Here is a 26,798-nt window from a genome sequence, read left to right as displayed (position 1 = left end):
GATAATTTTCCTTCTTATTTATAACTTCTTTGTGTTAACTGAACGTTCTCGAATACCAAGTCTTCTTTGTGTAATTCCTCAGGTACGTTGTCTCCTTTGTATTCCCAAGCAGATACATAGGCGAATTCATCATCGTTACGTTTTGCTTCACCTTCTTCAGTTTGGCTTTCTAAACGGAAGTGACCACCACAAGACTCCGCGCGTTGCAATGCATCGACTACCATTAACTCACCTAATTCTAAGAAGTCAGCTACGCGACCAGCTTTTTCTAAAGAAAGATTTAATTCTTCATTCTCTCCAAGGACTCTAACGTTCGTCCAGAATTCTTTTTTCAACTCTTGGATCAAACCTTGTGCTTTCTGTAAGCCTTCAGCAGTACGAGCCATACCACAGTATTCCCACATGATGAGACCTAGTTTTTTGTGGATATCATCAACCGTTTCAGTACCGTTTAAAGACAACAATTTGTTGATTTTGTCTTCAACTTCCTTACGTGTAGATTCGAATGCCGGATGGTTGTGATCTACTGGTGCGAATGAACCTAATTTAGCTAAGTAATCACCCACAGTGTAAGGAATTACGAAATAACCATCGGCAAGACCTTGCATCAATGCCGAAGCACCTAAGCGGTTTGCGCCGTGGTCAGAGAAGTTACACTCACCCAATGCATACAAACCTGGGATTGTAGTCATCAAGTTGTAATCAACCCATACGCCACCCATTGTATAGTGAACAGCTGGATAGATACGCATTGGTTGTTTGTAAGGGTTCTCGTCCGTGATTTGGTAGTACATGTCAAATAAGTTACCGTATTTAGCACGTACAGCATCTTCGCCTAGACGACCGATAGCTTCTTTAAAATCCAAGAATACCGCAAAACCAGTTTTACCAACACCACGACCATCATCAACAGCTTCTTTTGCATTACGAGATGCCACGTCACGTGGTACCAAGTTACCGAATGAAGGATATTTACGCTCCAAGAAATAATCTCTGTCGTCTTCTTTGATGTCATTGGCTTTGATCTCACCTTTACGCAATCTTTCAGCCATTTCTTGAGTTTTAGGAACCCATACACGGCCGTCATTACGTAGAGACTCTGACATCAATGTCAATTTAGATTGGTGATCACCTGTTACCGGGATACAAGTTGGGTGAATTTGCGTATAGCAAGGGTTTGCAAAGTAAGCACCACGTTTGTGCGCTCTCCAAGCTGCTGTAACGTTACATCCCATTGCATTTGTCGACAAGAAGAATACGTTACCGTAACCACCAGTACACATCAATACTGCATGTGCAGCATGCGTTTCGATTTTACCTGAAACCAAGTCACGAGTGACGATACCTTTAGCATGACCATCGATCATAACTAAGTCTAACATCTCATGACGCGTATACGATTTTACTTTCCCTTTTTTGATTTGACGGTTTAACGCTGAATAAGCGCCCAACAACAATTGTTGTCCCGTTTGACCACGTGCATAGAACGTACGGCTAACTTGCGCACCACCGAAAGAACGGTTGTCTAATAGACCTCCGTATTCACGCGCAAAAGGAACACCTTGAGCAACACATTGGTCAATGATGTTGACAGATACCTCAGCCAAACGGTAAACGTTTGCCTCACGTGAGCGGTAGTCACCACCTTTGATTGTATCGTAGAATAAACGGAAAACAGAGTCACCGTCATTTTGGTAGCTCTTTGCTGCATTGATACCACCTTGTGCTGCAATAGAGTGCGCACGACGAGGTGAATCTTGATAACAGAATGTAATTACATTATATCCTAATTCAGCTAAAGACGCTGCTGCAGATGCACCAGCAAGACCTGTACCAACAACAATAACGGTAAATTTACGTTTGTTAGCAGGGTTAACCAACTTAAGATTAAATTTATGATTTGACCACTTTTGGGCTAATGGGCCCGCTGGTACTTTTGAATCTAACATATCTCTTAATTTTATATTAATGAATAGAGCTGCTGCTCTATCTTAAAAGATTCTGAATTATTTAAAGAAGAAAAACAATGGCATTAATACAAAGCCAATTGGGATTAAAACTCCAAATACCCAAACACCTATTACTCTGATGATTCCAATATATCTTCTGTGGTTAAAACCTAAAGTTTGGAATGCAGATTGGAAACCATGAATTAAGTGGAATGCCAATGCTGCCATCGCAATAACATACAATGCGACCAATGCAATATTTTGGAATGCAAAGTCAACTTGCTTGTACAAATCTCTCGCTTTTAAGATTTGAACATTGTTTTCTACCGTTTCTTGGTAGTCGTGGAATTCAGAAGCTTGAAGTTCTCTCGCTGTGGTTTGTCCAGTTGCCAAATCAGTACGGTATTCGATGTACGGCACTTCATCATTGTGAAACTTCCACCAAAAATTAGACATGTGCGTAGCTAAGAATACTAAAATGACAGTACCTAAGATACCCATGTTGCGTGAATTCCACTTGCTGTTTGCTTGACCATCATATTTGGCATAACCAATAGGACGAGCGGCCTTGTTTTTCATCGACAATGTAATAGCGTAGATGACGTGAACAATGACCGAAGCATACAATAAGTAAGAAACAACTTTGATTGGTGTAAAGTGAGTCATAAAATAGGCGTACTTGTTGAACGCTAGACCCGCATCATCTTTAAATAATTGCAAGTTACCAACCAAGTGAACAACTAGGAATAAACATAGGAAGATTCCTGTTAAGCTCATGATTAGCTTCTTCCCAATCGAAGAACTGAAAACTGGCTTTGATTTACTCATTATCCTTGTAATTTAATTTGAATTAGGCAAATCTACTATTTGCTATTAAATATGATACCATTTTGACAAGAAAAAGCAATAATTTAGAACGGTTCTAAAGTTTATACAATTAAAAAGTCCGTTTTGAATAAAAACGGACTTTTCAATTGCATATAAACAAGGTTGGACGAACTATAGAATACTGAATAATCTATAGCCTAACCCGATACTCCACATATTGATTTTTGGATTTGCCTGACTCTCGTTATTGACTTTGTTTAAGCCCATTTCGTATCTAACATCGACACGTAAACTTGAAATGTCAGCTCCTACGCCAAATGCCCAAGCTGTACCACTTTTTTTGTAGTTATTGGGATTCAATTGGTCGATGACTTTATCTTGCTTATCATCTACTTTAAACGAAAATATTGGGCCAGTTTGAATTCTCGCGCCAATCGGCCCTAAGCCAAAACGTTTGCCCAATAATACTGGAACATCAACTGTTGTAAATTTAACATCTGTAGATTCCCCATTTTCAGCTTTCACTGTTGTGTTTTTACCTGTTAAGTACACCTCAGGTTGAATATGGAATCCCAAAACACCAACACGTCCATAAAGACCAGCTTGGTAGCCTGCTTTCGTGTCGGAATTGAAATATTTGCCATCGCTTTTAAGTTTGGAGAAGTTCAAACCTCCTTTTACACCCACCTCAAAACCCGGCAAAAGCTGCGCCTGTGCCGTTGCTACGCTACCACAAATCAAAAGTAATGCTGGTAAAATCTTTTTCATAATCTTTTATTTATGTATATATTGTATCTTTAAACAAACTTTTACAGTTCAGTAAAGATATACAAATTTTATACCTAAATCTGAGTTATGCTGAAAATTAACGAAGAACAGTGGCAAGTAGCCAAAGAAAAACTCCGTCGCAAGTACAACCACTTAAGTGATGAAGATTTAGCTTTTAAAGCTGGAGAGGAGGATAAACTGATTGATCGATTGTCTTCTCGTTTGGGCCGTAAACCTTCCTATGTTTTATTTACGATAGGTAAAGAGATCCAGGATATTAGTAGCAACCGATTATGAGTGATGCCATTAGTTGGACCGATTTTGAGAAAGTGGATTTACGGGTAGGAACTATTTTAGAAGTAAAGGACTTTCCGAAAGCTAAAAAGCCAGCCTATCAATTGAAACTTGATTTTGGAGATGAAATTGGTATTTTACAAAGTAGTGCCCAGATTACAGTACACTATAACAAAGAAGAGTTGATTGGAAAGCAAGTGGTCGCAGTTGTGAACTTTCCCAAAAAGCAGATCGCTAATTTCTTTTCGGAGTGTCTCGTGACCGGATTTGCCGACGAAAATGGCGATATTATTTTGACATCCGTCGACAAAAAATTACCAAATGGATCTAAACTTAGTTAAGTTTGTACCATGACATTTATAGATTTTGAAGGAACACAACTCATCGATAGTGACGAGTCGTTCATGCGTATGGCATTGAACGAAGCTAAGGTTGCATACGAAGAGGGGGAGGTACCTATTGGAGCAGTTATTGTTCATCGAGGACGTGTTATAGGGAAAGGTCATAATTTGACGCAGCGATTGAATGATGTGACAGCTCATGCTGAGATGCAGGCTTTTACAGCAGCTGCTAATTACCTTGGAGGCAAATACCTGGATGAATGTACATTATACGTTACCATAGAACCTTGTATTATGTGTGCCGGAGCTGCCTATTGGACACATATTGGTAAGATAGTGTATGGAGCAAAAGATGAAAAACGGGGCTATTCCCATTTTCACGACAAAATATTGCATCCAAAAACTGTTATTAACCATGGCATTTTGCAGGAAGAATGTGCCGATTTGGTTAAATCATTTTTTCGTCAAAAACGGTAGAGAAATAATGAATTTAGTGTAACACATAAAAACATAACCGTGTATATTGTGTTATATTTGTATATAATAACGAAGTAATTAACATTTAAATTAAAATAGATATGGCATTTGAATTAGAAGCGTTACCATACGCAGCCGACGCATTGGAACCACATATTGATAAGACTACAATGGAAATCCACCATGACAGACACCATCAGGCCTATGTAGATAACTTAAATAAAGCTATTGCAGGAACAGACGCAGAGAATCTATCTTTATTGGATATCATCAAAAACGTGAGTAAATATTCAGCAGCAGTACGTAACAATGGTGGTGGTCACTATAACCACTCTTTATTCTGGAAAGTTCTAGGTCCAAATGCTGGTGGCACTCCAACAGGTGAGTTAGCGGATGCAATTAATGCTACTTTTGGTTCATTTGATGAGTTGAAAAAGCAACTTCAAGCAGCAGGTGCAACTCGCTTTGGATCGGGATGGGCTTGGTTAATCGTTGGTGCTGACGGTAAATTAGAGGTAACTTCTACACCAAACCAAGACAATCCATTGATGGATGTTGCTGAAGTAAAAGGAACTCCTATCTTAGGGATCGACGTGTGGGAGCATGCATATTATTTGAAGTTCCAAAACAAGCGTCCAGCATATTTAGAAGAAATCTTCAATGTTATCAATTGGGATGCCGTAGCACAAAACTATGCTGCTGCAAAATAATTGATCATTTGATAGCAAATCAGAAAAGCGACAATTATTTATTGTCGCTTTTTTTTTTGAAAGTGTCTGATGTTATTAGCCAGTAAGAACATTCAGTTCGATTTCATTACTGTTGGTATCTGCAAAATCATGAGAGTTTTGCTTCAGTGAACTCAGTCCATTTTTGTATTTCTTGCATTAGTGGGGCGTCTCATTGAAAGCAAGAATGGTTTGTAGCCGGACAAGCAAATTGACAATTAAATACATGAAAAATCTATATATAATTTTAGTGGCAATTCTTGTCTTTACTTCCTGTCAAGGGCAGGAAAAGCAAGCAAAGAAAACAGACTTCTCAAAATTGCCTGCAAAAAATATGGCAAAGCTGGATACGGCAACCTTTGGTGCAGGCTGTTTTTGGTGCACCGAAGCACAGTTTAAAGAACTGAAAGGTGTTGTAAATGTTGTCTCTGGATATACTGGAGGATGGATCAAAAATCCGACCTATGCGCAAGTTTGTACCGGAAGTACAGGGCATGCCGAAGCGACTAATATTATTTTTGATCCCCATGTGATCAGTTACGATCAGCTATTGGAAGCTTTTTTCGTAGCACATGATCCTACCGAACTCAATCGACAAGGCAATGACGTTGGCACGCAATATCGTTCAGCTATTTTTGTGCACAACAAAGAACAGCTTGACAAGACACAGTATTATCTTTCGGCTTTAGAAAAAGAGAAGGTTTACAATAAACCTATTGTAACCGAAGTAGTTCCGGCAACGGTATTTTATCCAGCGGAAGACTATCATCAAGATTATTATCGGTTAAATGGAAAAGAACCATACTGCCAATTGGTGATTAAACCGAAATTGGAAAAATTTAAACGTATCTTTTCCAAGGTGCTCAAAGAGGGACAGTAACTTTGGGTATTCATAAAATTTGAGGTAATTTTACTTCTATTAACGCTATTTAGTATCATGCTAACAAGTTGAAACCATGGTTTCTCATGCAAATAATGGAACGAACAAACTTGATAGCTTCATGATTCATTGATAGCATTTTTTGGATGAATAATTAATAATTGTAATATGTCTAAAGGATTTTTTACAGTTCCTGTTCCTACCAATGAACCGGTGTATACTTACGCTGTCGGAACGAAAGAACGTAAATTGTTGAAAGCAGCAATTGATGAGGCACGTTCGAAACAAATCGATATCCCAATGTATATTGGTGGTAAAGAAATCACTACTTCTAAAAAAGTAAACCTAGCTCCTCCACATGACCACCAACATATTTTAGGTCAATACAATCAAGGCGATAAATCTCACGTAACAGATGCAATCAATGCTGCTTTGGCGGCAAAAAAGGATTGGGAAAATCTTACTTGGGAGGATCGTGCTGCAATCTTTTTAAAAGCTGCTGAATTAATTTCGGGAAAATACCGTTATGAGTTGAATGCTGCTACAATGTTGGGGCAATCGAAGAACCCCTATCAGGCAGAAATTGATTCGGCATGTGAGATTGTGGATTTCTTGCGTTTCAATGTACAGTACATGAGTGAAATCTATAAGCAACAACCTCCTATATCAGGTAAAGGTGTTTGGAACCGTGTAGAACAACGTCCTCTTGAAGGTTTTGTATTTGCATTGACTCCATTTAATTTTACAGCTATTGCGGGTAATTTACCGTCGTGTGTTGCAATGATGGGTAATGTTGTTGTATGGAAACCATCCAATACCCAAATCTATTCAGCAAATGTATTGATGAAAATTTTCCGTGAAGCTGGTCTTCCGGATGGTGTAATCAACTTGGTGTATGTTTCAGGTCCTGATGCAGGTGATGTGATTTTCCAACACCCAGATTTCGCAGGTATCCATTTCACTGGCTCAACAGGAGTATTCCAAGACATTTGGAAAACGATCGGTAACAATATCCACCGTTATAAAACATATCCACGTATTGTTGGTGAGACTGGTGGTAAGGATTTTATCGTTGTACACCCTTCGGCTGATTTGAAGGTTGCGAATACAGCTTTAGTTCGTGGTGCTTTTGAATACCAAGGCCAGAAATGTTCTGCAGCATCGCGCGCCTATATTCCTAAATCATTGTGGCCAGCATTGAAAGAATCTATGACGAATGACGTAAAATCTTTTACAATCGGCGGAACAGAGGATTTCACGAACTTTTTCAATGCTGTCATTGATGAGAAGTCGTTTGATAAATTAGCGAAGTATATCGACAGAGCTAAAGAATCTAATGAAGCAGAAATTGTAGTTGGTGGTACATACGATAAATCTAAAGGATATTTCATCCATCCAACAATCATTGAGGCTTCAAAACCAGATTACGAGACCATGGTTGAGGAATTGTTCGGACCTGTGCTGACGGTATATGTTTACGAGGATGCTAAGTTTGAAGAAACGTTAGCTATTGTTGATACAACATCTATTTATGCCTTGACAGGATCAATCATTGCGCAAGATCGTTATGCCATTAATTTAGCAACAGATAAATTGAGACATGCTGCGGGTAACTTCTATGTGAATGATAAGTGTACAGGTGCTGTCGTAGGTCAACAACCGTTTGGTGGTGCTAGAGGTTCGGGTACAAACGACAAAGCAGGATCAATGATCAATTTGCTTCGTTGGGTATCTCCTCGTACAATTAAAGAGACGTTTAATCCAGATACAGATTATAGATATCCTTTCTTGGAAAAGGGAGAATAAAGAAGCTAGCATAACAGCTTTGTTAAAATAGAAAAGGCGCTTATAAAGCGCCTTTCTATTTTTTAAATAATCCCAATTCTGTTCCGTCGTCTCTAGTCATCCGAATATTCAATGACTTGTTGTTCCCGGCCACATCGATGATGGTTCTTTTCCCCGCTTTTGGACCACCACCTATAAAGACAGGGTAATTGTGGTCTTTATCTGCTGGATAGTATCCATATTGATGGGTGTGGCCCGAGATCATGGCATCAATTTTATATTTCTGAAACAGGGGATGGAAACATGCTCTGTTATCCAGGGTGCCATGCCAGTCGTCCGAATGAAAAATTGGAATATGGCTAATGACAACAGTATGTTGAGCACGCTTTCTTTCTTTGGATTGGAGGACCTGTTCCAGCCATTGAGCCTGTTCTTTTCTGTAGTTATCGTAATCGACTGTTCCGGCGTATACCTCATGATTGTCAGGCTTGTCTTCGCCACTGTCTAGCATGATCCAAAAAATAGGCCCTCTTTTAAAGGCTTGGTAATACTTGTTGTCCGGATAACCAAAATATCGTTTGAAATTACGTGCGAAAGATCCCCTTGTCTCATGGTTTCCTCGATTCATGATGAATGGTTTGCTTGTCGCAAAAAATTCAATTGGCTTTAGCAATTTCTCTGTGATATCTTGCTGATTGGTGACATAATGAAATGAGTCTCCATTCATCACAAAGAAATCGTAAGGCGCGATATCCTGATTTGGGATAAGGTCATGATAACTGCTCTTTTCCTCATGTACATCGTTATATACAAGACAGCGAATCTGCTCTTGATCGCTCTTGGCTAATTTAGCCTCAAAAATAGGTGTTTCTATTTCTTGGCCATATACAATTTTATAAGGATCGAATTTTTGGACTTCCTTCGCCTTGATGCGATAGCGAAATGAGCGCGGCGCGTCCTCAATTGTAAAATGAAAAAAGTCAGTATTGGCGTTGATCATCCCATCTTCGGATTGGTAGATTTTTTTATGGACATTTCCTGCGTTATCGAGAATCTCGAGCCAAGCAAAAGCCTCTTTGCTCAAAATTGTAAAAATACTGACGCCTGTTTCCGTTTGATTCTGTAGATAGGCAGGTACGAGAAAACTGAACTCGCCTTCTGCCTCATTTGCTTCTTTTTCTTGCGCGACGCTTATATTCGGTAATGTAATCCCAGCCAGCGCCAGGACTTCTAAAAATCTTCTTCTGTTAAAATTCATATTTAAAGCTCACAAGTGGTTATTTAATATTTATCTCGACATATAATGGACGATGATCACTAGCGTATTTCTCGTCCAAAATTCGATGGTTAGAAAACCTTGCGGCAACTGTTTTATTGATCATGATATAATCAATTTCAGTAGTGGGTTTATCTTGAGGAAACGTAAATCCATTGGCAATACTGCTTTTTGTAAATATTTTGCTAAGTTCAATAATCGCTGGATCATTGGGCTCGGAGTTCAAATCACCGACAAGGATGGTGGGTAACTTTTCGTTTTTGAAGCGATTGGTGATGAATTTTGCCTGTTCGATTTTGTTTTTGTCTTTCAGGTCAAGGTGTGTATTCGCAAATAAGAGTTTCTTTTTGTGAATAGTGACTTCGATTACAGATAAACTACGTGTTTCGCTTTCCACAGGTGAGGGTAGAAGGTGTTTTTCTACACGTTCAATCGGATTTTTTGACAATATGGCGGTGCCATATTCACCTTTATCCAAGTCTATTCCTTTGGAAAATATATAGTGCATGCCTGTTAATTCGGCTAATTTTTTGGCTTGATTTTCAAAATATGATCTACCGAGATTGACATCGATTTCCTGAAGACCTACGAGGTCAGCTTTTGAATTTTTAATAATTTTGGCAATTGTGTCAAGGTTGATAACTGATTCTTTTTCGGTGGGTGGGTTTCCGTGGTGGATATTAAAGGAGAGTATGCGTATCGTTTGTGCATGTAGATGAAATACTGAGCCTAGCAGTATTAAAAGAAATAGAATTAGTTTACGATTCATTGTTTATATTAAGTTTAGCATTTGGATGTCAGGCGTTTTTAGCTCGACCTGCTAAAATTAATAAAATCTATGAGTACAAATTGAAAACTTTGGATCTGTAACAAAAATAATCATCTAAGCACTTGAACTTTCGCAAAAAAATAGCCATCCTAAACAGGATGGCTACCTACATTATACTAATTTTTACAGGAACTAGTCTTCGTTTTCCTCGGTGTTAAGCATTGGATCTTCTCCTGTCACTTCAGCGCGGATTTTAGCTTCAAGTTCGTCCATTAAATCTGGATTGTCGAATAATAAGGCTTTAACAGCGTCTCGACCTTGTCCTAATTTGGTCTCACCATAGCTAAACCAGGAGCCTGCTTTTTTAATAATACCATATTCAACACCTAGATCAATGATTTCACCTACTTTAGAGATACCTTCACCAAAGATGATATCAAATTCCGCTATGCGGAACGGAGGGGCTACTTTATTTTTTACAATCTTCACTTTTACGCGGTTACCCGATACTTCATCAGAATCTTTGATTTGTGATGTACGACGGATATCTAAACGTACAGAAGCGTAAAATTTTAAGGCATTACCACCAGTTGTTGTTTCTGGGTTACCAAACATGACACCAATTTTTTCACGCAATTGGTTGATGAAAATACAACAACAGTTTGTTTTTGAAATTGTACCTGTTAACTTACGTAAAGCCTGAGACATCAAACGAGCTTGAAGCCCCATTTTAGAATCGCCCATTTCGCCTTCGATCTCGCCTTTTGGTACCAAAGCCGCAACGGAGTCAATGACAATAACGTCGATTGCACCAGAACGGATTAGGTTATCAGCAATTTCTAAACCTTGCTCACCATTATCCGGTTGAGAAATCAATAAATTTTCTACATCTACGCCTAATTTTTGAGCGTAATATTTATCAAAAGCATGTTCAGCATCAATGATTGCTGCAATACCGCCTTTTTTTTGTGCCTCTGCAACAATGTGAGTTGCTAAGGTAGTTTTACCCGAAGATTCAGGCCCGTATATTTCAATGATACGGCCTTTTGGTACACCGCCAATGCCTAAGGCGATATCCAAGCCTAGAGATCCTGTAGAAATAGCTTCGATCGGCTCAACAGCAGTATCCCCTAACTTCATAATTGAACCTTTTCCAAAGTTCTTCTCCAATTTATCTAACGTCAGCTGTAAAGCCTTTAGTTTATCTGTGTTGCTCATATTTTTAGTATATATTTCTCAAAATTAAAAATTAAAAATCATAAACCAAATATTTTCACTAAAAAAATTAGCTTTTTGTTTCTGATATAGCTGAAACACTTTTTATATGGTGATTTTTTTCAAAGTATTTGCACATATAAGTAATAGGGCATTTCTCACACATTGGTTTTCGGGCCAGACATATGTAACGTCCGTGTAAGATCAGCCAATGATGAGCAATGGCAATTGTATCTTTGGGTAGATTTTTTACCAATTGTTTTTCTACAGCCAATGGCGTTGTCGCACGATAGGTTAGCCCAAGACGATTTGCAACACGAAAAACATGGGTATCTACGGCCATCGCCGGATTATGATAAACAACAGATGAAATGACATTAGCAGTTTTTCGACCTACACCAGGAAGTTTCACAAGATCCTCAATTTTTTCGGGTACAATGTTGTTGAACTTTTCAATCATTAGTTGAGCCATTCCAACAAGGTGTTTGGCCTTGTTATTTGGATAGCTTACGGATCGTATATAGCTAAACACCTCGTCTACACTAGAAGCTGCCAAACTGTGTGCATCAGGGTAGCGTTCAAACAATTTGGGCGTGACTTGGTTGATCCTTTTATCTGTACACTGTGCAGATAAAATAACAGCGACCAGTAATTCAAACGGATTACTATAGTTGAGTTCTGTCTGTGCGTCAGGACTATTTTTGGAGAAATAATCTACGAAAGCCTTGTATCGTTCTTGTTTTAACATCGGTTCAAAACTAGCCAAAATTTCCATCAAAAAAGAAATTTTGAAACCTACTACATGGTGAATACTCTGATTTTAATGTGCAAAACGGAAGGGAAGTCTCAACTGTTTTGGATCATAGATAAATCAAGACGATATTAAGGTTAAAAAATAAGGCCTAATCTCCCAGATTAGGCCTTTCTTTTTTCCAGTTGTTTCGAATATGCCAGGATATTCTCTACACTTCTTTTGCTTGGATGAAGCAACATTTTTGGTAATTGAAGTTTCAATTCATTTTCTATGTCCTCGTCTGTCATTACCTTCTCGTTTTGGGTTAGCAAATTTTGAACTTCGTTTTCTGATTGGGTAAAGTTTTCTACCATAAGCATCTGTTGTTTTGTCTCTGTAAGTTAAATAATTAAACGGACAAAAGATAGTTTTGGTATAAAAAAACGAGAAAATATTTATTTTTTCTTTTTGTTGGTATATTCTTCTGCTTTTATAATGGCGTTATAAGCATTGACGATTCCTCCGGTGACCGAGATGTCCGCTAATCGAACCGTTTTGGTGGCATCTTCACCAACCTTTATCTGTACCAGTTGGTTCGGCTTTTCCACCGATTCCATAATAATCTGTTTGGTTTCCACCGCGCTCAAATTGGGATAATAAGATCGAATCATTGCCGCCAGACCAGCGACAACGGGCGCAGCCATACTCGTGCCCTGTTCTTCTTTATACTTGGAATCTGGTACCGTTGAGTTGATGTGGACGCCAGGAGCAAAAACGTCGACCGTTTTTTTGCCATAATTGGAAAAATCGGCTAATAGTTCATTGTCCAAATGAAGACCGGTTGCGCCTACGGTGATCCATGCATTGGCAACTCCGGTGGTATCACCTTTTGCATCCGTATAATACTTCATTGGAAAATTAGGTTCTATATCGTTATCTTCACTGTCATTTCCTGCGGCATGAACCATCAATACATCTTTGGATTCAGCATATCTGATGGCATCGTCTACGGCCTGCTTATTATGGGCATAACTTTTCCCAAAGCTCATGTTCAGTACTTTGGCTCCGTTGTCTGCAGCGTAGCGAATAGCATTTGCGACGTCTTTGTCACGCTCATCACCATCAGGGACGAGTCTAACCGTGAGTATTTTAACGTTATCCGCTACTCCATTGATACCGATATTATTATTGCGTTTTGCACCGATAATTCCTGCGACATGGCTGCCATGTAATGCATCTGGTCCCTTTACGTCCGCGTTGCCATAATGGCGCTCTGAAGCATCTTCATAATTATCGCCAACAATAGGTCGAGAATCGTATGCTTTGTTTAAATGATAATCAACTTGATTGTTGAAATATTTTGCACCTTCGGTGATATCATCAAAAAATTTGGCAAAGCCGCCGTTGTGGATTTCATCCTTTGCATAGCCCAGTGCGATGCGTTGCGTATTTGTGGTCGCTTTGAAATTGTCTATGTCCTCCTGTGTGATATCCTCGGGCTTTTTACCTATTTCACGTACCACAGCGTCTATGTTGCGTTTGAGCGCATCGTACGAAAATTGACCCATTTTAGCTTCTTCTAGCTTGTTTTTATATTTGGCAAGCATTTTTTGATAACTAGCGAAAGCTTTTCGACCAGCTTCATTGAGTTCTGTTGCCGCTGTGATGTTTGCAAACTTTTCGTCCAGTATCCTAAGCTGTCTTGTCAGTTCAAGGTTGTCGAACTGAACATCTTCTCCATTGGCGTTTCCAATAAAGTTCCAGCCATATTTATCATTGATATAGCCATTGCCATCATTATCTATACCATTTGCAAGACTATCCTTCACATTGATCCACACGACATCTTTGAGGTCCTCGTGATAAACATCCACACCTCCATCCAATACGCCAACGATGACTGGAGTGGATTTTCTCCCTTTCAATAAAGTTTTATACGTTTTTTCGGTACTGATTCCCATCACCCCATCCGTCTTATAGTCCAAATTAAACCAATTTGCTGGAATGGTATCCGATTGTCCGAAAGAGATAAGTGGCAATGAGCCTAAAGCAATTAGATATAGTGATTTTTTTAAATTCATATGTAAATAATTCTTAATGAAGTGTCTGCTTTCAATGATTGCCATGAACGCATTCCACCTGGTTATTCTCTCCTGTGTGTTTTAATTTTTTTTCAAGAGCGTGTCTGCTCATTTATTCCTAACTATAGCAGAATAGCAAAGATAATGCTAATGCTTCTTCTGAACTGTTAATTTTTATTAAAAGTATTTATAATCCATATCTCTTATTAAACTGTTGACGAAATATCTTAAATTCAAATCTTTCTAGGAGGCTCCTGTTTTATGGGATGGTCCGGACAGCAGAATGAGAAAGCGTTTATATTAAATAGCGAATAAGAAAGCGAATGCAACAAAATAAAAAAATAGTTTGGCCTAATCTAATGGCCCCAATGGCAGCAGTTTACCCTCATGTAAGAAACATACATGATGATGCTGTGCGAGATGATTATTATTGGATGATTGATTACTTTAAAAAAGGAGAAAAAGCTCAAGAAGTTATTGACTATCTGGAAAAGGAAAACGATTACACCAGTTTGATGCTTCAGGATACAGTAGACCTACAGGAGGATCTTTTTCACGAATTGAAGTCCCGTATTAAGGAAAAAGACGAGTCGGTACCTTATTTCAAAAATGGCTACTACTATTATAGCCGTACGGAAGAGGGGAAACAGTATTTTAAATTCTGTCGGAAAAAGGGTACGCTTGAGGGCGAAGAAGAAGTGCTATTGGATGTAGATCAGCTTGCCCAAGGGCATGCATATTATACGGCAAAGGGATTTTCGGTTAGTCCGGATAATCGTTTGCTTGCCTTTAGTGTGGATACCGTATCCCGGAGGGAATATACCATATTTATCAAAAATATTGAGACCGGAGAAATTTATCCCGACCAGATAAAGAATACAGAGGGGGCAGCGATATGGGGAAATGATAACCTGACGTTGTTTTATACGGCTAAAAATCCTGTAACTTTACTTAGCGAGAGGATTATGCGACATACATTGGGCAGCGATACAAAAGCGGATGTGGCCGTGTATGAAGAGAAAGATAATACAAATTATATTGCTGTCGGGAAATCCAAAAATGGAAAATATATCATCATCAATTCTGAAGGGACATTGTCTTCAGAAATTTGGATATTGAATGCTGATTTACCGCAGTCGGAATTTCGCGTTTTTCAGCCAAGGATACACAATGTTCTCTATTCGGTCATTGCATTGGACGATCGCTTTTTAATTCTGACCAATGATGAGGCCATCAATTTTCAAATCATGCAATGTCCCTTAGATCGTACAGAGCGCGGTAACTGGCAGACATTCATCGATCATCGACCGAATGTATTGGTCAGCGATATTGAAGAGTTTAAGGGTTTTCTAGCTATTGCTGAACGAAAAAACGGATTGACTCAATTGGCAATTTATAATTTAAATAGTCAGCAACAGCACTATTTGGATTTTGGAGAAGTTACCTACACGGTATATCCGGCTATTAATGTTGAATACAACAGCGATAAGTTGCGATATGGCTATACTTCTTTAGTGACACCAAGCTCAGTCTATGAATATGACATGGCTAAGCAGGAGAAAGTATTGTTAAAGCAACAGGAGATTTTGGGTGGATATGACCAAGCTGCATATATCAGCGAGCGTGTTTTTGCAACGGCAAGAGATGGTATTCAGGTGCCGATCTCTATTGTTTATAAAAAAGGAACCAAACTTGATGGTTCAGCTCCATTGTTGCAATATGCCTATGGATCTTACGGGGCATCGATGGACCCCACTTTTTCGAGCAATCGACTGAGTTTGTTGGATCGTGGATTTATCTACGCTTTGGCACATATCAGAGGTGGAGAGGAAATGGGGCGGCAGTGGTATGAAGATGGGAAAATGATGCATAAGATGAATACCTTTTATGATTTTGTGGATTGTGGTAAATACCTGATTGATCGACATTATTGTACACCCGAACATCTTTATGCACAGGGGGGAAGTGCAGGAGGTTTGCTGATGGGCGTAGTCGCTAATATTGCGCCCGAGCTATATCATGGCATAATAGCTCAGGTACCGTTTGTGGATGTAGTGAATACCATGTTGGACGATACTATACCGTTGACTACAAATGAATATGATGAATGGGGCAATCCCAATGAAAAGGAAGCTTATAGTTATATGAAGGCCTATTCTCCATATGAAAATATTGAAGCAAAAGAATACCCCAATTTATTGGTCACAACTGGGCTTCACGACAGTCAGGTGCAGTATTTTGAACCAGCAAAATGGGTGGCTAAACTTAGGGCAACTAAAACCGGAGATACGGTTTTACTTTTAAAGACAGATATGGATTATGGCCACGGTGGGGCATCTGGTCGATTTGACTACTTAAAGGAAATTGCATTGGAATATGCTTTTCTCTTTAAATTAGAAGGTCTTATTTGAAATTATACAAACGAACAATAAAAAAGCGGCATTCGCCGCTTTTTTATTGTTGAGCATGATTAATGCTATCCTGTTGTTTTTGTAAACGCTCTTCCCGCTCGATCTCTCTCGAGTCGATCTGATGCTGTTGATAATTGTCCATGGCCACTTTACTGGCTTTCTGCGATACGTAAATCGCTAATAGGGCAACAATAGTAATGATTGCTATTCCCCAGGCATATTTATGTTTGTCCTGTTTGACGAGCCAATACATAAAGATAATGTAAGGGACAGCAAAAATAAGATAGAAAATTAAACTCGGTGACATACTATTCTCCATTAAATGATCCCTACAAAAGTATTGTTTTTGACTAAAAATAACGAACCGATAGGAAAAACAACAATTTCAATTGATAAAGCCTTAAACCTTTATACGTTTTGTTGTCAAATTAATATCGCTAATGTGCGCGGTCTATTGCCGGCTTATTGCGGATTAATTGCTTGAAAATGAAGCTTACAACGCGGTTTTGATGGTAGATTGTAAATTTTTGATTTTTGCAAAAAATCAATTAGAATATTGTGGAAAAGAAAAAAATATTTTTATACATTTGCATCGTCAGAAACAATTGACAGCGCATTAAAAAATGAAACAGAACAAAAAGAACGATTATTCTTATACTCAAGCTTTTGAGAAGTTTATGAGGAAGGTTTTCTGTGCTTTCATTTTTGTAGAAATACCTGTTTTACGCCTCCGACGACCTATACTACCTCGGGCTTGATTTGAGGTAGTGAATCTTTCCAAGCAAGACCATGATTGTCCGATGGTTTTGAATCCATTATTTTAATTTATTTAGTAACAAAACACGACAGTAGTTGTTGTTTTATTATTAGGGTCGTAAGTCAATGACTATATCAGATTTTTTAATTATCCCGGCTAAACCTGAGCATGCACATTATGCAGAGGTTATTTGCGACGAAATGTTCGAGTCTGCAAAGGCTCGTGGTACTGGTATTGCGCGTCGTAAACCAGAATACGTTGCCAACAAGATGAATGAAGGTAAAGCAGTGATTGCTTTACATAGAGATGGCCGATGGGCAGGTTTTTGTTATATAGAAACTTGGGGGCATGGTGATTATGTTGCGAACTCAGGTTTGATTGTCAATCCCGAATTCAGAAAAGTCGGTTTGGCAAAAGCGATCAAAAAAAGAGTCTTCGAACTTTCCCGTGAGAAATACCCTAAAGCGAAGATCTTTGGTTTGACAACCGGGTTTGCCGTGATGAAAATCAACTCAGAACTAGGCTATGAACCGGTTCCATATTCCGAATTGACCTCCGATGATGAATTTTGGAAGGGTTGTCAAAGTTGCGTGAATTATGAAATTCTGATGAGCAAAGACCGTAAAAACTGTATGTGTACAGCCATGCTTTGGGACCCCGAAGAGAAAGAACGTGAATTGCGAGAGAAGATCCAGCGCAAGCATGAAGCGAAAGAACGCTTGGAAAGAATTACACAAAAACAGTCTCTGCTAAAGCGTATACAGGCGAAGTTTTGGAAATCGGCCAATAAATTTATTGCCGTCAATTTTCCGAAGCATAACAAAGTCGCAAAAGGATATTAAGCTAAAGCTGAGCGATTATATTGAAAATAGATGTAACAGGTAACTGAAGACGTTCATAATAACAAGATCAGTTCAAGGTTCTCTCAACATAATAATAAAAAACCGAGTGAAACGAGCTTAAGTCAGCCGTTGAAAACAAACACTCATAAAATAACATTCTAATGAAAAAAGTAGTTTTAGCATTTAGTGGCGGATTAGATACTTCATTCTGTTGTATTTATCTTACACAAGATTTAAGTTTAGAAGTTCATTCCGTAGTTGTAAATACAGGTGGTTTTTCGGATGAAGATTTAAAAAATATTGAAGAACGTGCTTATGCTTTAGGTGTGAAATCACATACAGCTATAGACGAAACGGCAGACTATTACCGCGAAACTATTAAATTTTTGATTTTTGGCAATGTGTTAAAAAATGCGACTTATCCATTGTCAGTATCTGCTGAGCGTGTATGCCAAGCAACCGCAATTGCAAACTACGCAAAGAAAATTGGTGCTGAATGTGTTGCTCATGGATCTACCGGTGCAGGAAACGACCAAGTACGTTTCGATATGATTTTCCAGACCCTGATTCCAGGAGTGGAAATTATCACCCCAATCCGTGATCTGCAATTGTCGCGTGAAGCCGAAATTGAGTATTTGAATAAGCATGGTGTAGAGTATTCTGCTGAAAAAGCAAAATACTCCATCAATAAAGGACTTTGGGGTACTTCTGTTGGTGGAGCAGAAACATTGACATCCAACCAATATTTGCCTGAATCGGCATGGCCAACTCCAGTGACTTCTTCAGAGCCACAACAAATTACAATCGATTTTGAAAAAGGAGAGCCTGTGGCCTTAAATGGTGAGAAAATGACTTCTGTTAAAGTGATTCAAGAATTACAGGCAATCGCTCAACCATACGGTATTGGCCGTGATATCCACGTGGGTGATACCATCATTGGTATCAAAGGTCGTGTGGGTTTTGAAGCTGCTGCTTCTGTCATTTTAATTAAGGCACACCATGCCTTAGAAAAACATACCTTGACCAAATGGCAATTGTCTTGGAAAGACCAAATCGCTGCTTTCTATGGAAATTATATGCACGAAGGCCAAATGCACGATCCCGTTATGCGTGATATTGAAGCATTCTTGCAATCTTCACAAGAAACAGTGACTGGCCGAGTGATTGTTGAACTTCACCCATACCGTTTTGTCGTCATTGGTGTCGAGTCTGAACACGATTTGATGTCCAATAAATTCGGTAGCTATGGTGAGATGAATAAGGGCTATACAGGTGACGATGTGAAAGGTTTCTCCAAAATTTTTGGAAATCAAACCATCATTTGGCACAAAGTGAATAAAAAATAAACCGTGTTTTGTGCCCTGTATTTTTTCTTAACGTAAAATTGATAAGAAAAAATACAGGGCATAATGGGGGACAACACATCCCTAAATTCTAAATTCAAAAAAATGATAAGAGTAGGAATAATTGGTTCGGCAGGATATACTGGTGGTGAATTATTACGTGTATTGATTTATCATCCTGAGGTGGAAATCGTATTTGCTAATAGTGCTTCCAATGCAGGAAATAAGTTATATGAAGTTCACAATGATTTATTTGGCGATACTGAATTGACCTTCTCTTCCGACTATCACTCCGCGATTGATGTCTTGTTTTTATGTGTGGGCCATGGAGATGCACGCAAATTTTTAAATGCAAATCCGATCGATGCATCCGTGAAGATTATTGATCTTTCACAAGATTATCGTCTTCGTGCGAATACAGCTTTCCAAGGGCACCAATTTGTGTATGGGCTTCCAGAACTAAACAAAGAAGCAATCAAAACAGCGCAGTATATTGCAAACCCAGGATGCTTTGCTACAAACATACAATTGGCTTTATTGCCATTAGCGAGTAAAGGCTTATTACCGGATCAAATCCATGTTAATGCAACGACTGGATCAACAGGAGCGGGGCAAAAACCGGGTGCAACCACGCATTTTTCCTGGCGTAACAATAATCTTTCTGCTTACAAATCTTTTGAACACCAGCATTTACAGGAAATTTCAGAATCTTTGGATCAGCTGCAAGCGGGATTTTTACCGGTGTCAGCAGGATCGTTGTTGGAACGTGCTGCAGCAAAAATTAATTTTGTTCCACAACGTGGAGATTTTGCCCGGGGAATTTTCTCGGCTATTTATGTAGACACCGATTTGTCTGAAGAGCAGGCCTACGCATTGTATGAGAGCTATTATGCCGCTCACCCTTTTACGCATATCAGCAAAAAAAATATCGACCTTAAGCAGGTTGTCAATACAAATAAAAGTATTATCCACCTTGAAAAGCACGGAAATAAGCTCCTTATTTTAAATGCGACTGATAATTTGCTTAAAGGAGCATCCGGTCAAGCTGTACAAAATATGAACTTAATGTTCGGTTTAGACGAGCGTACAGGATTAAACTTGAAAAGCGTTGGTTTTTAACCCTTTTTAGGATATTAAACAGCAATATTAACAAGTTGTGAATAACTTGGGAGTTCGTCCTGAAAGCGAAATAAGGTTTTCAACATTTTATTAATATCGTGTGGAAAAGTGAAGGGTAGCCCCTTCACTTTTTTTATGAATCGGGCTTTCGAAACGTACATTATCCAGTTATGAACAATGATATGTCGTTTTTCAAAAAAACGGACTCTTATGTCGACAGCCTATTGAATCAGAGTGAATTGATAGGTTGGACTTTGATGATGGATATTATTTTTAGAAACTCAAAACTACCAAAAGGCCAGTTGCTGATAAACATTCGATGTCCAAATTGTTTGAATATGGTAGATAAAGACCATCAAATGGATAAAGGATGCGTTCTTCAATTTCAAAATTACCATCTAACGTAAATGCAAATACGTTTTTGTGGTCTGGGCCAGTTTGTAATTCAAAATCATGTTTTCCAGCAAATGCACCGAAGTAGAACTGAAAATCAGTAGCTAAATCGGTGCCTACAGGATACATCTTGTTTTTCTCAAATGAAGATGTAAATGGAAGATCCACGATATGAGGTAGTGTAGGAGTGTGTATTGTCGAATTAAGTCCAAATTCTTGAAAGGTCACTGGGCCTTCAGTTTCGGACGATGCCCTTATATGAATTGCCGTACTATTTCCAGGATTGCATATTAAGATTGTCCCAACGGGTACCGTGTAGGTTTGGCCATTCATTGTTACAAGTAGATCCCCAATCAAAGGAATCAAAAGCGAGACCGTACCTTTATTGGTCGGGAGATCCAAAGTGCCTTGAGGCGCAACTTCCCAGTTATTGACCTGTTGAAGTCGACCAATAGACTCCCGGTGAGGAGAAGCAAAGGAACCATAATTGAGTGTGCTTCTGACTACATGAGTTCCGATGGATGTTTCCCCACGCTGTTCCGCGATATAGATTCTAATATCCTGCATGATCAGGCTGTTAAGCATTTACATGAATTGTCATTTTCATTTTGAAACCTTCAGATAAGGATCCTGTGACCGTAGACATTTCCTTGGTAACACCATCGCTGAATACGTTGTCGTTGGCATTATAGGTATAGCCTGAAACTCCTTTTTTGTAACCATAAGATGAACCTGTATTATTGACTTCAAGACACAGGCTATCTTGAAAAGCGATTTGTGTCACTAATAGCGATTTACCGGTAGCATCATATACATGGACGTGAATATGTGTTGCTCGGCCTTGATACCAGCCCGGAAAGATGGTTTGGAAAGAAACAAGTCCATTGGCATTGGTAACTTGTCTACCACGATACCAATTGACAGACTGATAGTTGCTGGATTGCATTTGTGTTCCACCATATTGCGAGTAATTACCTTCCACATCACAATGCCATATATCCACTAAGGCACCTTCTAGTGCCGCACAGTTATTATTTGTATTGACAATAGTAATTAAACCGAGCATATTAGCCCCAATACCATCACCTTTGCGTATATCTGAGCGGACATAACTTGAAGGTGTTTTTGTCGGAAAGGGCCCTTCGGTTTCAGATGGTGTCACACTACAGCTTGAATCGACATTGACGTCAGTGCCCTCGTCCGTGGTTGATGCGGTATCGTCTTTCTTGCAGGCTGCCCAGACCATTGGACCTGTAAATGCCAGCAATGATAAGGTTTTTATAAAATTTTTGCGTTCCATATCTCTTCTTTTTTATGAATGGAAGCAAGGTAGTGGACGGAGATGTAAAATAATGTTAAGTGTCGATAAAGAGGCTTATTGCATCGACGAATCACGTAAACATTTGATCACTTCATTATAGTACCCATCGCCGACTTTCAATGTGAAGTTGGGTAATTGTATTTTACGTTGTGAAAACGTAATGATGTGTTTGACCGCGATAACAAAACTGCGATGAATGCGGATAAATTGATTTGGCGGTAAACGATCCAACATGGCTTTCATCGTCGACAAAGTCAATATTGTTTTTCCTTGTATAAGATGAATTTTGATATAATCTTGCATGCTTTCCAAACACTCAATTTCATCAAGGTAGATTTTGATGCGTTGATATTCCACATTAACGATTAAGAAGGGGCGATGGCTCTGTGAAGCTGAACGTGTCATTGCCTTATCAATAGCCCGTTCAAAACGAGTGAAGTCAAATGGTTTGAGAAGATAGTCTACTGAATCAAGTTCAAATCCATCTATCGCATATTCTTTATGTGCCGTAGTGAAAATCAATAAGGGTCTTGGATTTAAGTTTTTTGCAAAATCAATACCGTTGATTTCGAGCATATCAATATCCAAAAAAATCAAATCAACACTGTTATTGGCGAGATACAACTTCGCTTCATGGGGGTTATTGAAGGTTCCAGCAAGCTGTATAGCGGGATGCTTTGCTGTGAACGTAGAAATAACACGAAGAGCCAATGGTTCATCGTCAAGAGCTATGCAAGTTAACATCGATTAAATTAAGATAGACTGCTTTATGTATACATAATCGTATAGCCTAATATAAAAACAATTTATGGAGAAATATAGAGGATAAGCTGAACAAAAAAAGAATGATCCTCCTGTTGGATCGTCAGGCGGTGCCTGTCGGCATAAAAATGTTCCAATAGACGTTGAACATTTTTAAGGCCTGTTCCTGTGCGGTGTTGTTCGGTTGACTGTGTAGCAATACTATTCTTTACATTTAATGTGCAGGATGTTGGCGTTAGAATGACCTCAAAACTTAATTGGCAGGGCTCTATGGTGCTTAATCCATATTTGAACGCATTTTCAACAAAAGGAAGCAGCACAAATGCGTGTATCGTTTTAGGGTGTTCGAGCCCCGTATAGTGTTCACTGATCGAACAATTCGGGCCAATGCGTAGCTTTTGGAGATTGATAAAATCTTGTATAGCCTGGATTTCGATCTTGATGTCAATCGCATCACTGTGCCGTTCATCCATGTAATAACGCATTAATTGCGAAAGACGATGAATACTACTTGCGACGGCATCATCATTGGTCAGTGCCAATGCGTAAATATTATTTAAGGTATTAAACAAGAAGTGGGGGTGGACTTGCGCTTTTAAAAAGGAAAGTTCGGCCTTCATACGGTCTTGTTCGACCAATTGCATTTTTTGCTGCGTTTCCATCCAATAGGTTACGATTCTATAGAGCGCGGCAAGGCTAATAGTTAACAGGAAAATATACACAGAAGCGATATCGATAGGTTGTGGCCGTTGTCCCGGGGATTGCCCTGGACCTCGGTATGGGAAATGCCTAGCAGATGGTGGCGGTGGAAAATCAGGATGATGCCTAGGTGAAAATTCTCTGTCCCCAGGGGTCGGTAATTGTTGACGTCCAATACGCATCAGCCGGTCAAAGGGCTGAAGATAGCAAGCTAGTAACAAACCTGTCAAAATAATGGAGATTCCGTAACTGATAAATTTTCGATGCCTTATGCTGTATGGAATCAGTACATAGGCATTGACATAAAATAGGATTAAAAAACAGCCCGTGAAAATCCAAAATGCTGCTGCAATAAGCATTTCCTTGATTCCCAGTTGGCCGTTGTTAAAAAATAGTACTGGAAAAGACAAGAAAATAAGCCAGGCGAGCCCATGAATCAATATGGAGATTTGTCGTTGTCCTAAGATACGTTTTGACGTGCGATCAGCAGATTTGTCCATGGAGCATGCTATTTTAGCTTTTATTAAAGGGGACTCTGAACCTAAAAATACACAAAAAGATGATACTGTATTTTTAAAATATTAAAATACAGCATCTAATTTTATAATAGATCCTTTAATGGGAAAGGAACGATAGTCAATTATTGCTGTTTTTTTACACAATCGATTGATATACATTTCCTTTCTTTTTCTGTAAATCTAAGCCTTATCTTCATCAAATAATCCAGTTTCACAAACCGATACCATCTTGATTCAATAATAAAGTGCTGCAGAACGATAGCTGAAAAATTGAATTTCGGAACTAATAAAGAAGTCGGTTTCGCGAGGAGCTTTATCCTGTCTTTCGATAAGCAGTATCGCGCAGACTGTAGGGAAGACTTATGCCGTTCCTCTAGCGGGGAATGCTTTCATTACCGCAGGACAAGCGGGTGATGTGGAAATTTCCGGTCATAATGGCCTTGTAAAATGGTCAAGCAATCAGGAAGTGGCATCGGTTTATTTTCGGGCTCAGAAAGCAGGGAAATTAACATTAAAGCTGAAAGCGAAAAATGATGCTGGGAAATCTAAAATAGAAATTGACGCACTAGGGAAAAAAGCTGTTGTAGATGTTGAAGGCACTGAACTTGCCGAAACAGCTCCTCTGTCTATTGTAGTAAAGGCCCCCGGTTATGTTCGGGTCAACCTAAAAGGAGTCAGTAAATCGGGCAGTAATTTTGCTAACGTGACAGAACTACTTGTTAGCGGCGAAGCTGCGTCAGAAGGACTTATTTACTCTGATAAGCCTGATTATTACTATTGGTCCCGGAGAGGACCTTCCTGTCATCTTAATTATACCGTTCCTACGGAGGGGAATGTGAGTTACTATTATAATGAAGTAACCGTTCCTCAAGGTGAAGATAAAGTTGGTTCCTATTTTATGGCGAACGGTTTCGGAGAAGGCTATTTTGGTATACAGGTTAATTCAGAAACCGAACGGCGTATTTTATTTTCCGTATGGAGTCCTTTCCATACAGATGATCCGAAAAGTATTCCGGACGAGCAAAAAATCCATCTGCTAAAAAAAGGAAAGGATGTGCATTCGGGCGAGTTTGGAAATGAAGGGTCAGGCGGGCAGAGTTACCGTAAGTACTTTTGGAAAGCAGGTATAACTTATAAGTTTCTCTTGAAAGGTGTGCCCGATGGAAAAGGGAATACCGATTATACGGCTTGGTTTTTTGTGCCTGAAGAGAATGCATGGAATGTGATCGCAAGCTTCAAACGTCCACAGACAAATACCTACCTGAAACGATTCCATAGTTTCTTGGAGAACTTTAGTCCGAATCAAGGCTACCTGGGTAGAAAGGTCGATTTTGGCAATCAATGGGTCTATGATGGGCAATGGAAAGCTGTACAAGCGGCTTCTTTCAGTATCGATAATACCTATCGTGCAAATCAGCGCATTGATGCAATCGGCGGGATTACGAAAAATGGATACTTTCTCCGTAATGGTGGTTTCTTTAATGACATTGTTAAGCCAGGAAGTACATTTGAATTCATGAATAAAAATAGTGCTCCGAAAATTGATTTTGACAAACTACCTTAATCAAAAAGGAATAAAGACGATGCCTTATTGTTGCTCAAAGTTTATCCTAAACAAAAAAGAGTCGCATTTCAATGCGACTCTTTTTTGTTTTGTACAGCTCTGGATTTATTTTTCAGATAGTTTGATATCACGTTCTACCGAAACATTATCTCCTGTAACAGCGTTACCATCCTTATCTACTAGGGTCAATTTTACTTTATTGTTGCCCATTGGCAGCCCTTTTATCTCATACGGCCCCCATTTGTCCAATGTAAATGTCTGGCCATTGATATCTGCAATTACTTTGTTGCCGTCTGGAGCAAGTTTGGTATTGACTAGGTAAAAATCTAACAGTAGATTTTTTGTTTCATCTCCCTTATACTCGCCTTTAGGTCGAGAATAGAAAAGCGATGGTTCCTTTGGCGTTGCATCTGTCGTCAATTTACCCGTTGCATCAATCTTAAATTTTACCAATTTAGAAGCTTCAGTGGTTTTTATGGATTCATGATAGGATCTCGATAGAAACGAGAGTAGGTAATGTTCCGAATTTAACGGTACGGTTACGGAGTTCTCGGGCTTATAAAGAGCCGTATAAGGTTTATTGTCTAAAATAAAATGAATATGCTGTCCATCATGCGAATTCGCCATATGGGCGGCATGGGCATCATCGGTCATCTCAGTCAATTTGAAATTCTTAATCGCATATTTTACAGTTACTTTTGCGGAGTCTGTTCCTACCTTTTCTGCAGTGATCGAGGCGATCTGCAGATCAGCTCCAGGAAATTCTTTCGAGTCTGCAATGGGACTAACGGTGATAGAGTCCATTTTTTGTGCAGTATTTGTGTCGATACTGCTGCTTGAGTCAGCTCCACCTGTACTTTTCGTAGAAGAGTTGTTACATCCAATGGCGCCTACTAGGAGTGCTACTGCAGCAGTAATACCTGTAATTCTGTAATACTTCATAAT

Annotated in this window: 26 protein-coding genes; 11 read left to right on the top strand and 15 right to left on the bottom strand. The window is 39.1% G+C overall.

Features of this window, described 5'->3' with window-relative positions:
- Positions 1-14: 14 nt before the first annotated feature.
- The 3 genes from DTA23_RS04300 to DTA23_RS04290 all read right to left on the bottom strand — a co-directional run bounded on the left by DTA23_RS04300 (position 15) and on the right by DTA23_RS04290 (position 3,545).
- Entirely contained in the window at positions 15-1,949 is a 1,935-nt protein-coding gene (locus DTA23_RS04300; RefSeq protein WP_070561950.1) for a fumarate reductase/succinate dehydrogenase flavoprotein subunit, read from the bottom strand.
- A 57-nt stretch (positions 1,950-2,006) separates the two neighbouring features.
- Entirely contained in the window at positions 2,007-2,777 is a 771-nt protein-coding gene (locus DTA23_RS04295) for a succinate dehydrogenase cytochrome b subunit (protein WP_112373907.1), read from the bottom strand.
- A 171-nt stretch (positions 2,778-2,948) separates the two neighbouring features.
- A complete protein-coding gene (locus DTA23_RS04290; RefSeq protein ID WP_046674910.1) occupies positions 2,949-3,545 on the bottom strand; it encodes a porin family protein in 597 nt (198 codons plus the stop codon).
- 87 nt (positions 3,546-3,632) lie between these two features.
- On the opposite strand from DTA23_RS04290, the gene DTA23_RS04285 reads away from it, so the two are divergent.
- The 6 genes from DTA23_RS04285 to pruA all read left to right on the top strand — a co-directional run bounded on the left by DTA23_RS04285 (position 3,633) and on the right by pruA (position 8,071).
- On the top strand, positions 3,633-3,842 hold the full coding sequence (locus tag DTA23_RS04285) for a hypothetical protein (protein WP_112373906.1): 210 nt from the start codon (positions 3,633-3,635) through the stop codon (positions 3,840-3,842).
- The gene (locus DTA23_RS04280) at positions 3,839-4,180 is read left to right on the top strand and encodes a tRNA-binding protein (RefSeq protein ID WP_112373905.1); all 342 of its coding nucleotides are present in this window, start codon (positions 3,839-3,841) and stop codon (positions 4,178-4,180) included. Before DTA23_RS04285 ends, DTA23_RS04280 begins: the two co-directional genes overlap by 4 nt.
- Positions 4,181-4,189: 9 nt before the next feature.
- Positions 4,190-4,657, top strand: a complete 468-nt coding sequence (locus DTA23_RS04275; RefSeq protein ID WP_112373904.1) for a nucleoside deaminase — start codon at positions 4,190-4,192, stop codon at positions 4,655-4,657.
- A gap of 101 nt (positions 4,658-4,758) precedes the next feature.
- The gene (locus tag DTA23_RS04270) at positions 4,759-5,367 is read left to right on the top strand and encodes a superoxide dismutase (protein WP_112373903.1); all 609 of its coding nucleotides are present in this window, start codon (positions 4,759-4,761) and stop codon (positions 5,365-5,367) included.
- Positions 5,368-5,611: 244 nt separating this feature from the next.
- Positions 5,612-6,265, top strand: a complete 654-nt coding sequence (gene msrA, locus DTA23_RS04265) for a peptide-methionine (S)-S-oxide reductase MsrA (protein WP_112373902.1) — start codon at positions 5,612-5,614, stop codon at positions 6,263-6,265.
- Positions 6,266-6,433: 168 nt separating this feature from the next.
- Positions 6,434-8,071: an L-glutamate gamma-semialdehyde dehydrogenase gene (pruA, locus tag DTA23_RS04260; RefSeq protein WP_070561966.1), complete on the top strand. Its 1,638-nt coding sequence runs from the start codon at positions 6,434-6,436 to the stop codon at positions 8,069-8,071.
- 55 nt (positions 8,072-8,126) lie between these two features.
- Here the strand turns inward: pruA and DTA23_RS04255 are convergent, their stop codons facing one another.
- The 6 genes from DTA23_RS04255 to DTA23_RS04230 form a co-directional block, all read right to left on the bottom strand.
- Positions 8,127-9,308, bottom strand: coding sequence for a metallophosphoesterase family protein (locus DTA23_RS04255; protein WP_070561968.1), 1,182 nt, complete (start codon positions 9,306-9,308; stop codon positions 8,127-8,129).
- Between the two features lie 19 nt (positions 9,309-9,327).
- Positions 9,328-10,095, bottom strand: coding sequence for an endonuclease/exonuclease/phosphatase family protein (locus DTA23_RS04250; protein WP_112373901.1), 768 nt, complete (start codon positions 10,093-10,095; stop codon positions 9,328-9,330).
- 192 nt (positions 10,096-10,287) lie between these two features.
- Positions 10,288-11,313 carry a recombinase RecA gene (recA, locus tag DTA23_RS04245; protein WP_070561972.1) on the bottom strand — a complete coding sequence of 342 codons (1,026 nt, stop codon included), beginning with the start codon at positions 11,311-11,313 and terminating at the stop codon, positions 10,288-10,290.
- A 67-nt stretch (positions 11,314-11,380) separates the two neighbouring features.
- Positions 11,381-12,058, bottom strand: coding sequence for an endonuclease III (nth, locus tag DTA23_RS04240; RefSeq protein WP_112374062.1), 678 nt, complete (start codon positions 12,056-12,058; stop codon positions 11,381-11,383).
- Between the two features lie 167 nt (positions 12,059-12,225).
- Positions 12,226-12,417, bottom strand: coding sequence for a hypothetical protein (locus DTA23_RS04235; RefSeq protein ID WP_139144906.1), 192 nt, complete (start codon positions 12,415-12,417; stop codon positions 12,226-12,228).
- An 81-nt stretch (positions 12,418-12,498) separates the two neighbouring features.
- Complete coding sequence (locus DTA23_RS04230; RefSeq protein ID WP_112373900.1) at positions 12,499-14,124, bottom strand: S8 family serine peptidase; 1,626 nt, start codon at positions 14,122-14,124, stop codon at positions 12,499-12,501.
- Between the two features lie 368 nt (positions 14,125-14,492).
- On the opposite strand from DTA23_RS04230, the gene DTA23_RS04225 reads away from it, so the two are divergent.
- Complete coding sequence (locus DTA23_RS04225; protein WP_239468792.1) at positions 14,493-16,535, top strand: S9 family peptidase; 2,043 nt, start codon at positions 14,493-14,495, stop codon at positions 16,533-16,535.
- A gap of 43 nt (positions 16,536-16,578) precedes the next feature.
- On the opposite strand, the gene DTA23_RS04220 is transcribed toward DTA23_RS04225, so the two are convergent.
- Positions 16,579-16,842, bottom strand: a complete 264-nt coding sequence (locus DTA23_RS04220) for a hypothetical protein (RefSeq protein WP_046674987.1) — start codon at positions 16,840-16,842, stop codon at positions 16,579-16,581.
- A gap of 575 nt (positions 16,843-17,417) precedes the next feature.
- Between DTA23_RS04220 and DTA23_RS04215 the strand changes: the two genes are divergently transcribed.
- The 3 genes from DTA23_RS04215 to argC all read left to right on the top strand — a co-directional run bounded on the left by DTA23_RS04215 (position 17,418) and on the right by argC (position 20,596).
- A complete protein-coding gene (locus DTA23_RS04215; RefSeq protein WP_070561978.1) occupies positions 17,418-18,134 on the top strand; it encodes a GNAT family N-acetyltransferase in 717 nt (238 codons plus the stop codon).
- Positions 18,135-18,295: 161 nt separating this feature from the next.
- Positions 18,296-19,480: an argininosuccinate synthase gene (argG, locus tag DTA23_RS04210; RefSeq protein WP_112373898.1), complete on the top strand. Its 1,185-nt coding sequence runs from the start codon at positions 18,296-18,298 to the stop codon at positions 19,478-19,480.
- 102 nt (positions 19,481-19,582) lie between these two features.
- Positions 19,583-20,596 carry an N-acetyl-gamma-glutamyl-phosphate reductase gene (gene argC / locus DTA23_RS04205; protein ID WP_112374061.1) on the top strand — a complete coding sequence of 338 codons (1,014 nt, stop codon included), beginning with the start codon at positions 19,583-19,585 and terminating at the stop codon, positions 20,594-20,596.
- Between the two features lie 273 nt (positions 20,597-20,869).
- On the opposite strand, the gene DTA23_RS04200 is transcribed toward argC, so the two are convergent.
- The 4 genes from DTA23_RS04200 to DTA23_RS04185 form a co-directional block, all read right to left on the bottom strand.
- The gene (locus DTA23_RS04200; RefSeq protein WP_146753005.1) at positions 20,870-21,556 is read right to left on the bottom strand and encodes a hypothetical protein; all 687 of its coding nucleotides are present in this window, start codon (positions 21,554-21,556) and stop codon (positions 20,870-20,872) included.
- A 10-nt stretch (positions 21,557-21,566) separates the two neighbouring features.
- On the bottom strand, positions 21,567-22,289 hold the full coding sequence (locus DTA23_RS04195) for a dioxygenase family protein (RefSeq protein WP_112373896.1): 723 nt from the start codon (positions 22,287-22,289) through the stop codon (positions 21,567-21,569).
- A gap of 75 nt (positions 22,290-22,364) precedes the next feature.
- Positions 22,365-23,054, bottom strand: a complete 690-nt coding sequence (locus DTA23_RS04190; RefSeq protein WP_070561988.1) for a LytR/AlgR family response regulator transcription factor — start codon at positions 23,052-23,054, stop codon at positions 22,365-22,367.
- 62 nt (positions 23,055-23,116) lie between these two features.
- Entirely contained in the window at positions 23,117-24,271 is a 1,155-nt protein-coding gene (locus tag DTA23_RS04185; RefSeq protein ID WP_112373895.1) for a sensor histidine kinase, read from the bottom strand.
- Between the two features lie 292 nt (positions 24,272-24,563).
- Here DTA23_RS04185 and DTA23_RS04180 point away from each other — a divergent pair, with 292 nt between their 5' ends.
- Positions 24,564-25,853 (top strand): DUF3472 domain-containing protein, encoded by a 1,290-nt coding sequence (locus DTA23_RS04180; RefSeq protein WP_370445057.1) that lies wholly within the window; start codon positions 24,564-24,566, stop codon positions 25,851-25,853.
- A gap of 105 nt (positions 25,854-25,958) precedes the next feature.
- On the opposite strand, the gene DTA23_RS04175 is transcribed toward DTA23_RS04180, so the two are convergent.
- Positions 25,959-26,795: a hypothetical protein gene (locus DTA23_RS04175; RefSeq protein WP_112374060.1), complete on the bottom strand. Its 837-nt coding sequence runs from the start codon at positions 26,793-26,795 to the stop codon at positions 25,959-25,961.
- Positions 26,796-26,798: the final 3 nt, after the last annotated feature.

This window comes from Sphingobacterium multivorum (genome assembly GCF_900457465.1).
GTDB classification, from domain to species: domain Bacteria; phylum Bacteroidota; class Bacteroidia; order Sphingobacteriales; family Sphingobacteriaceae; genus Sphingobacterium; species Sphingobacterium multivorum.
Note: the sequence above shows the minus strand (reverse complement) of the source record. Positions and strands in the feature narration are given on the sequence as shown.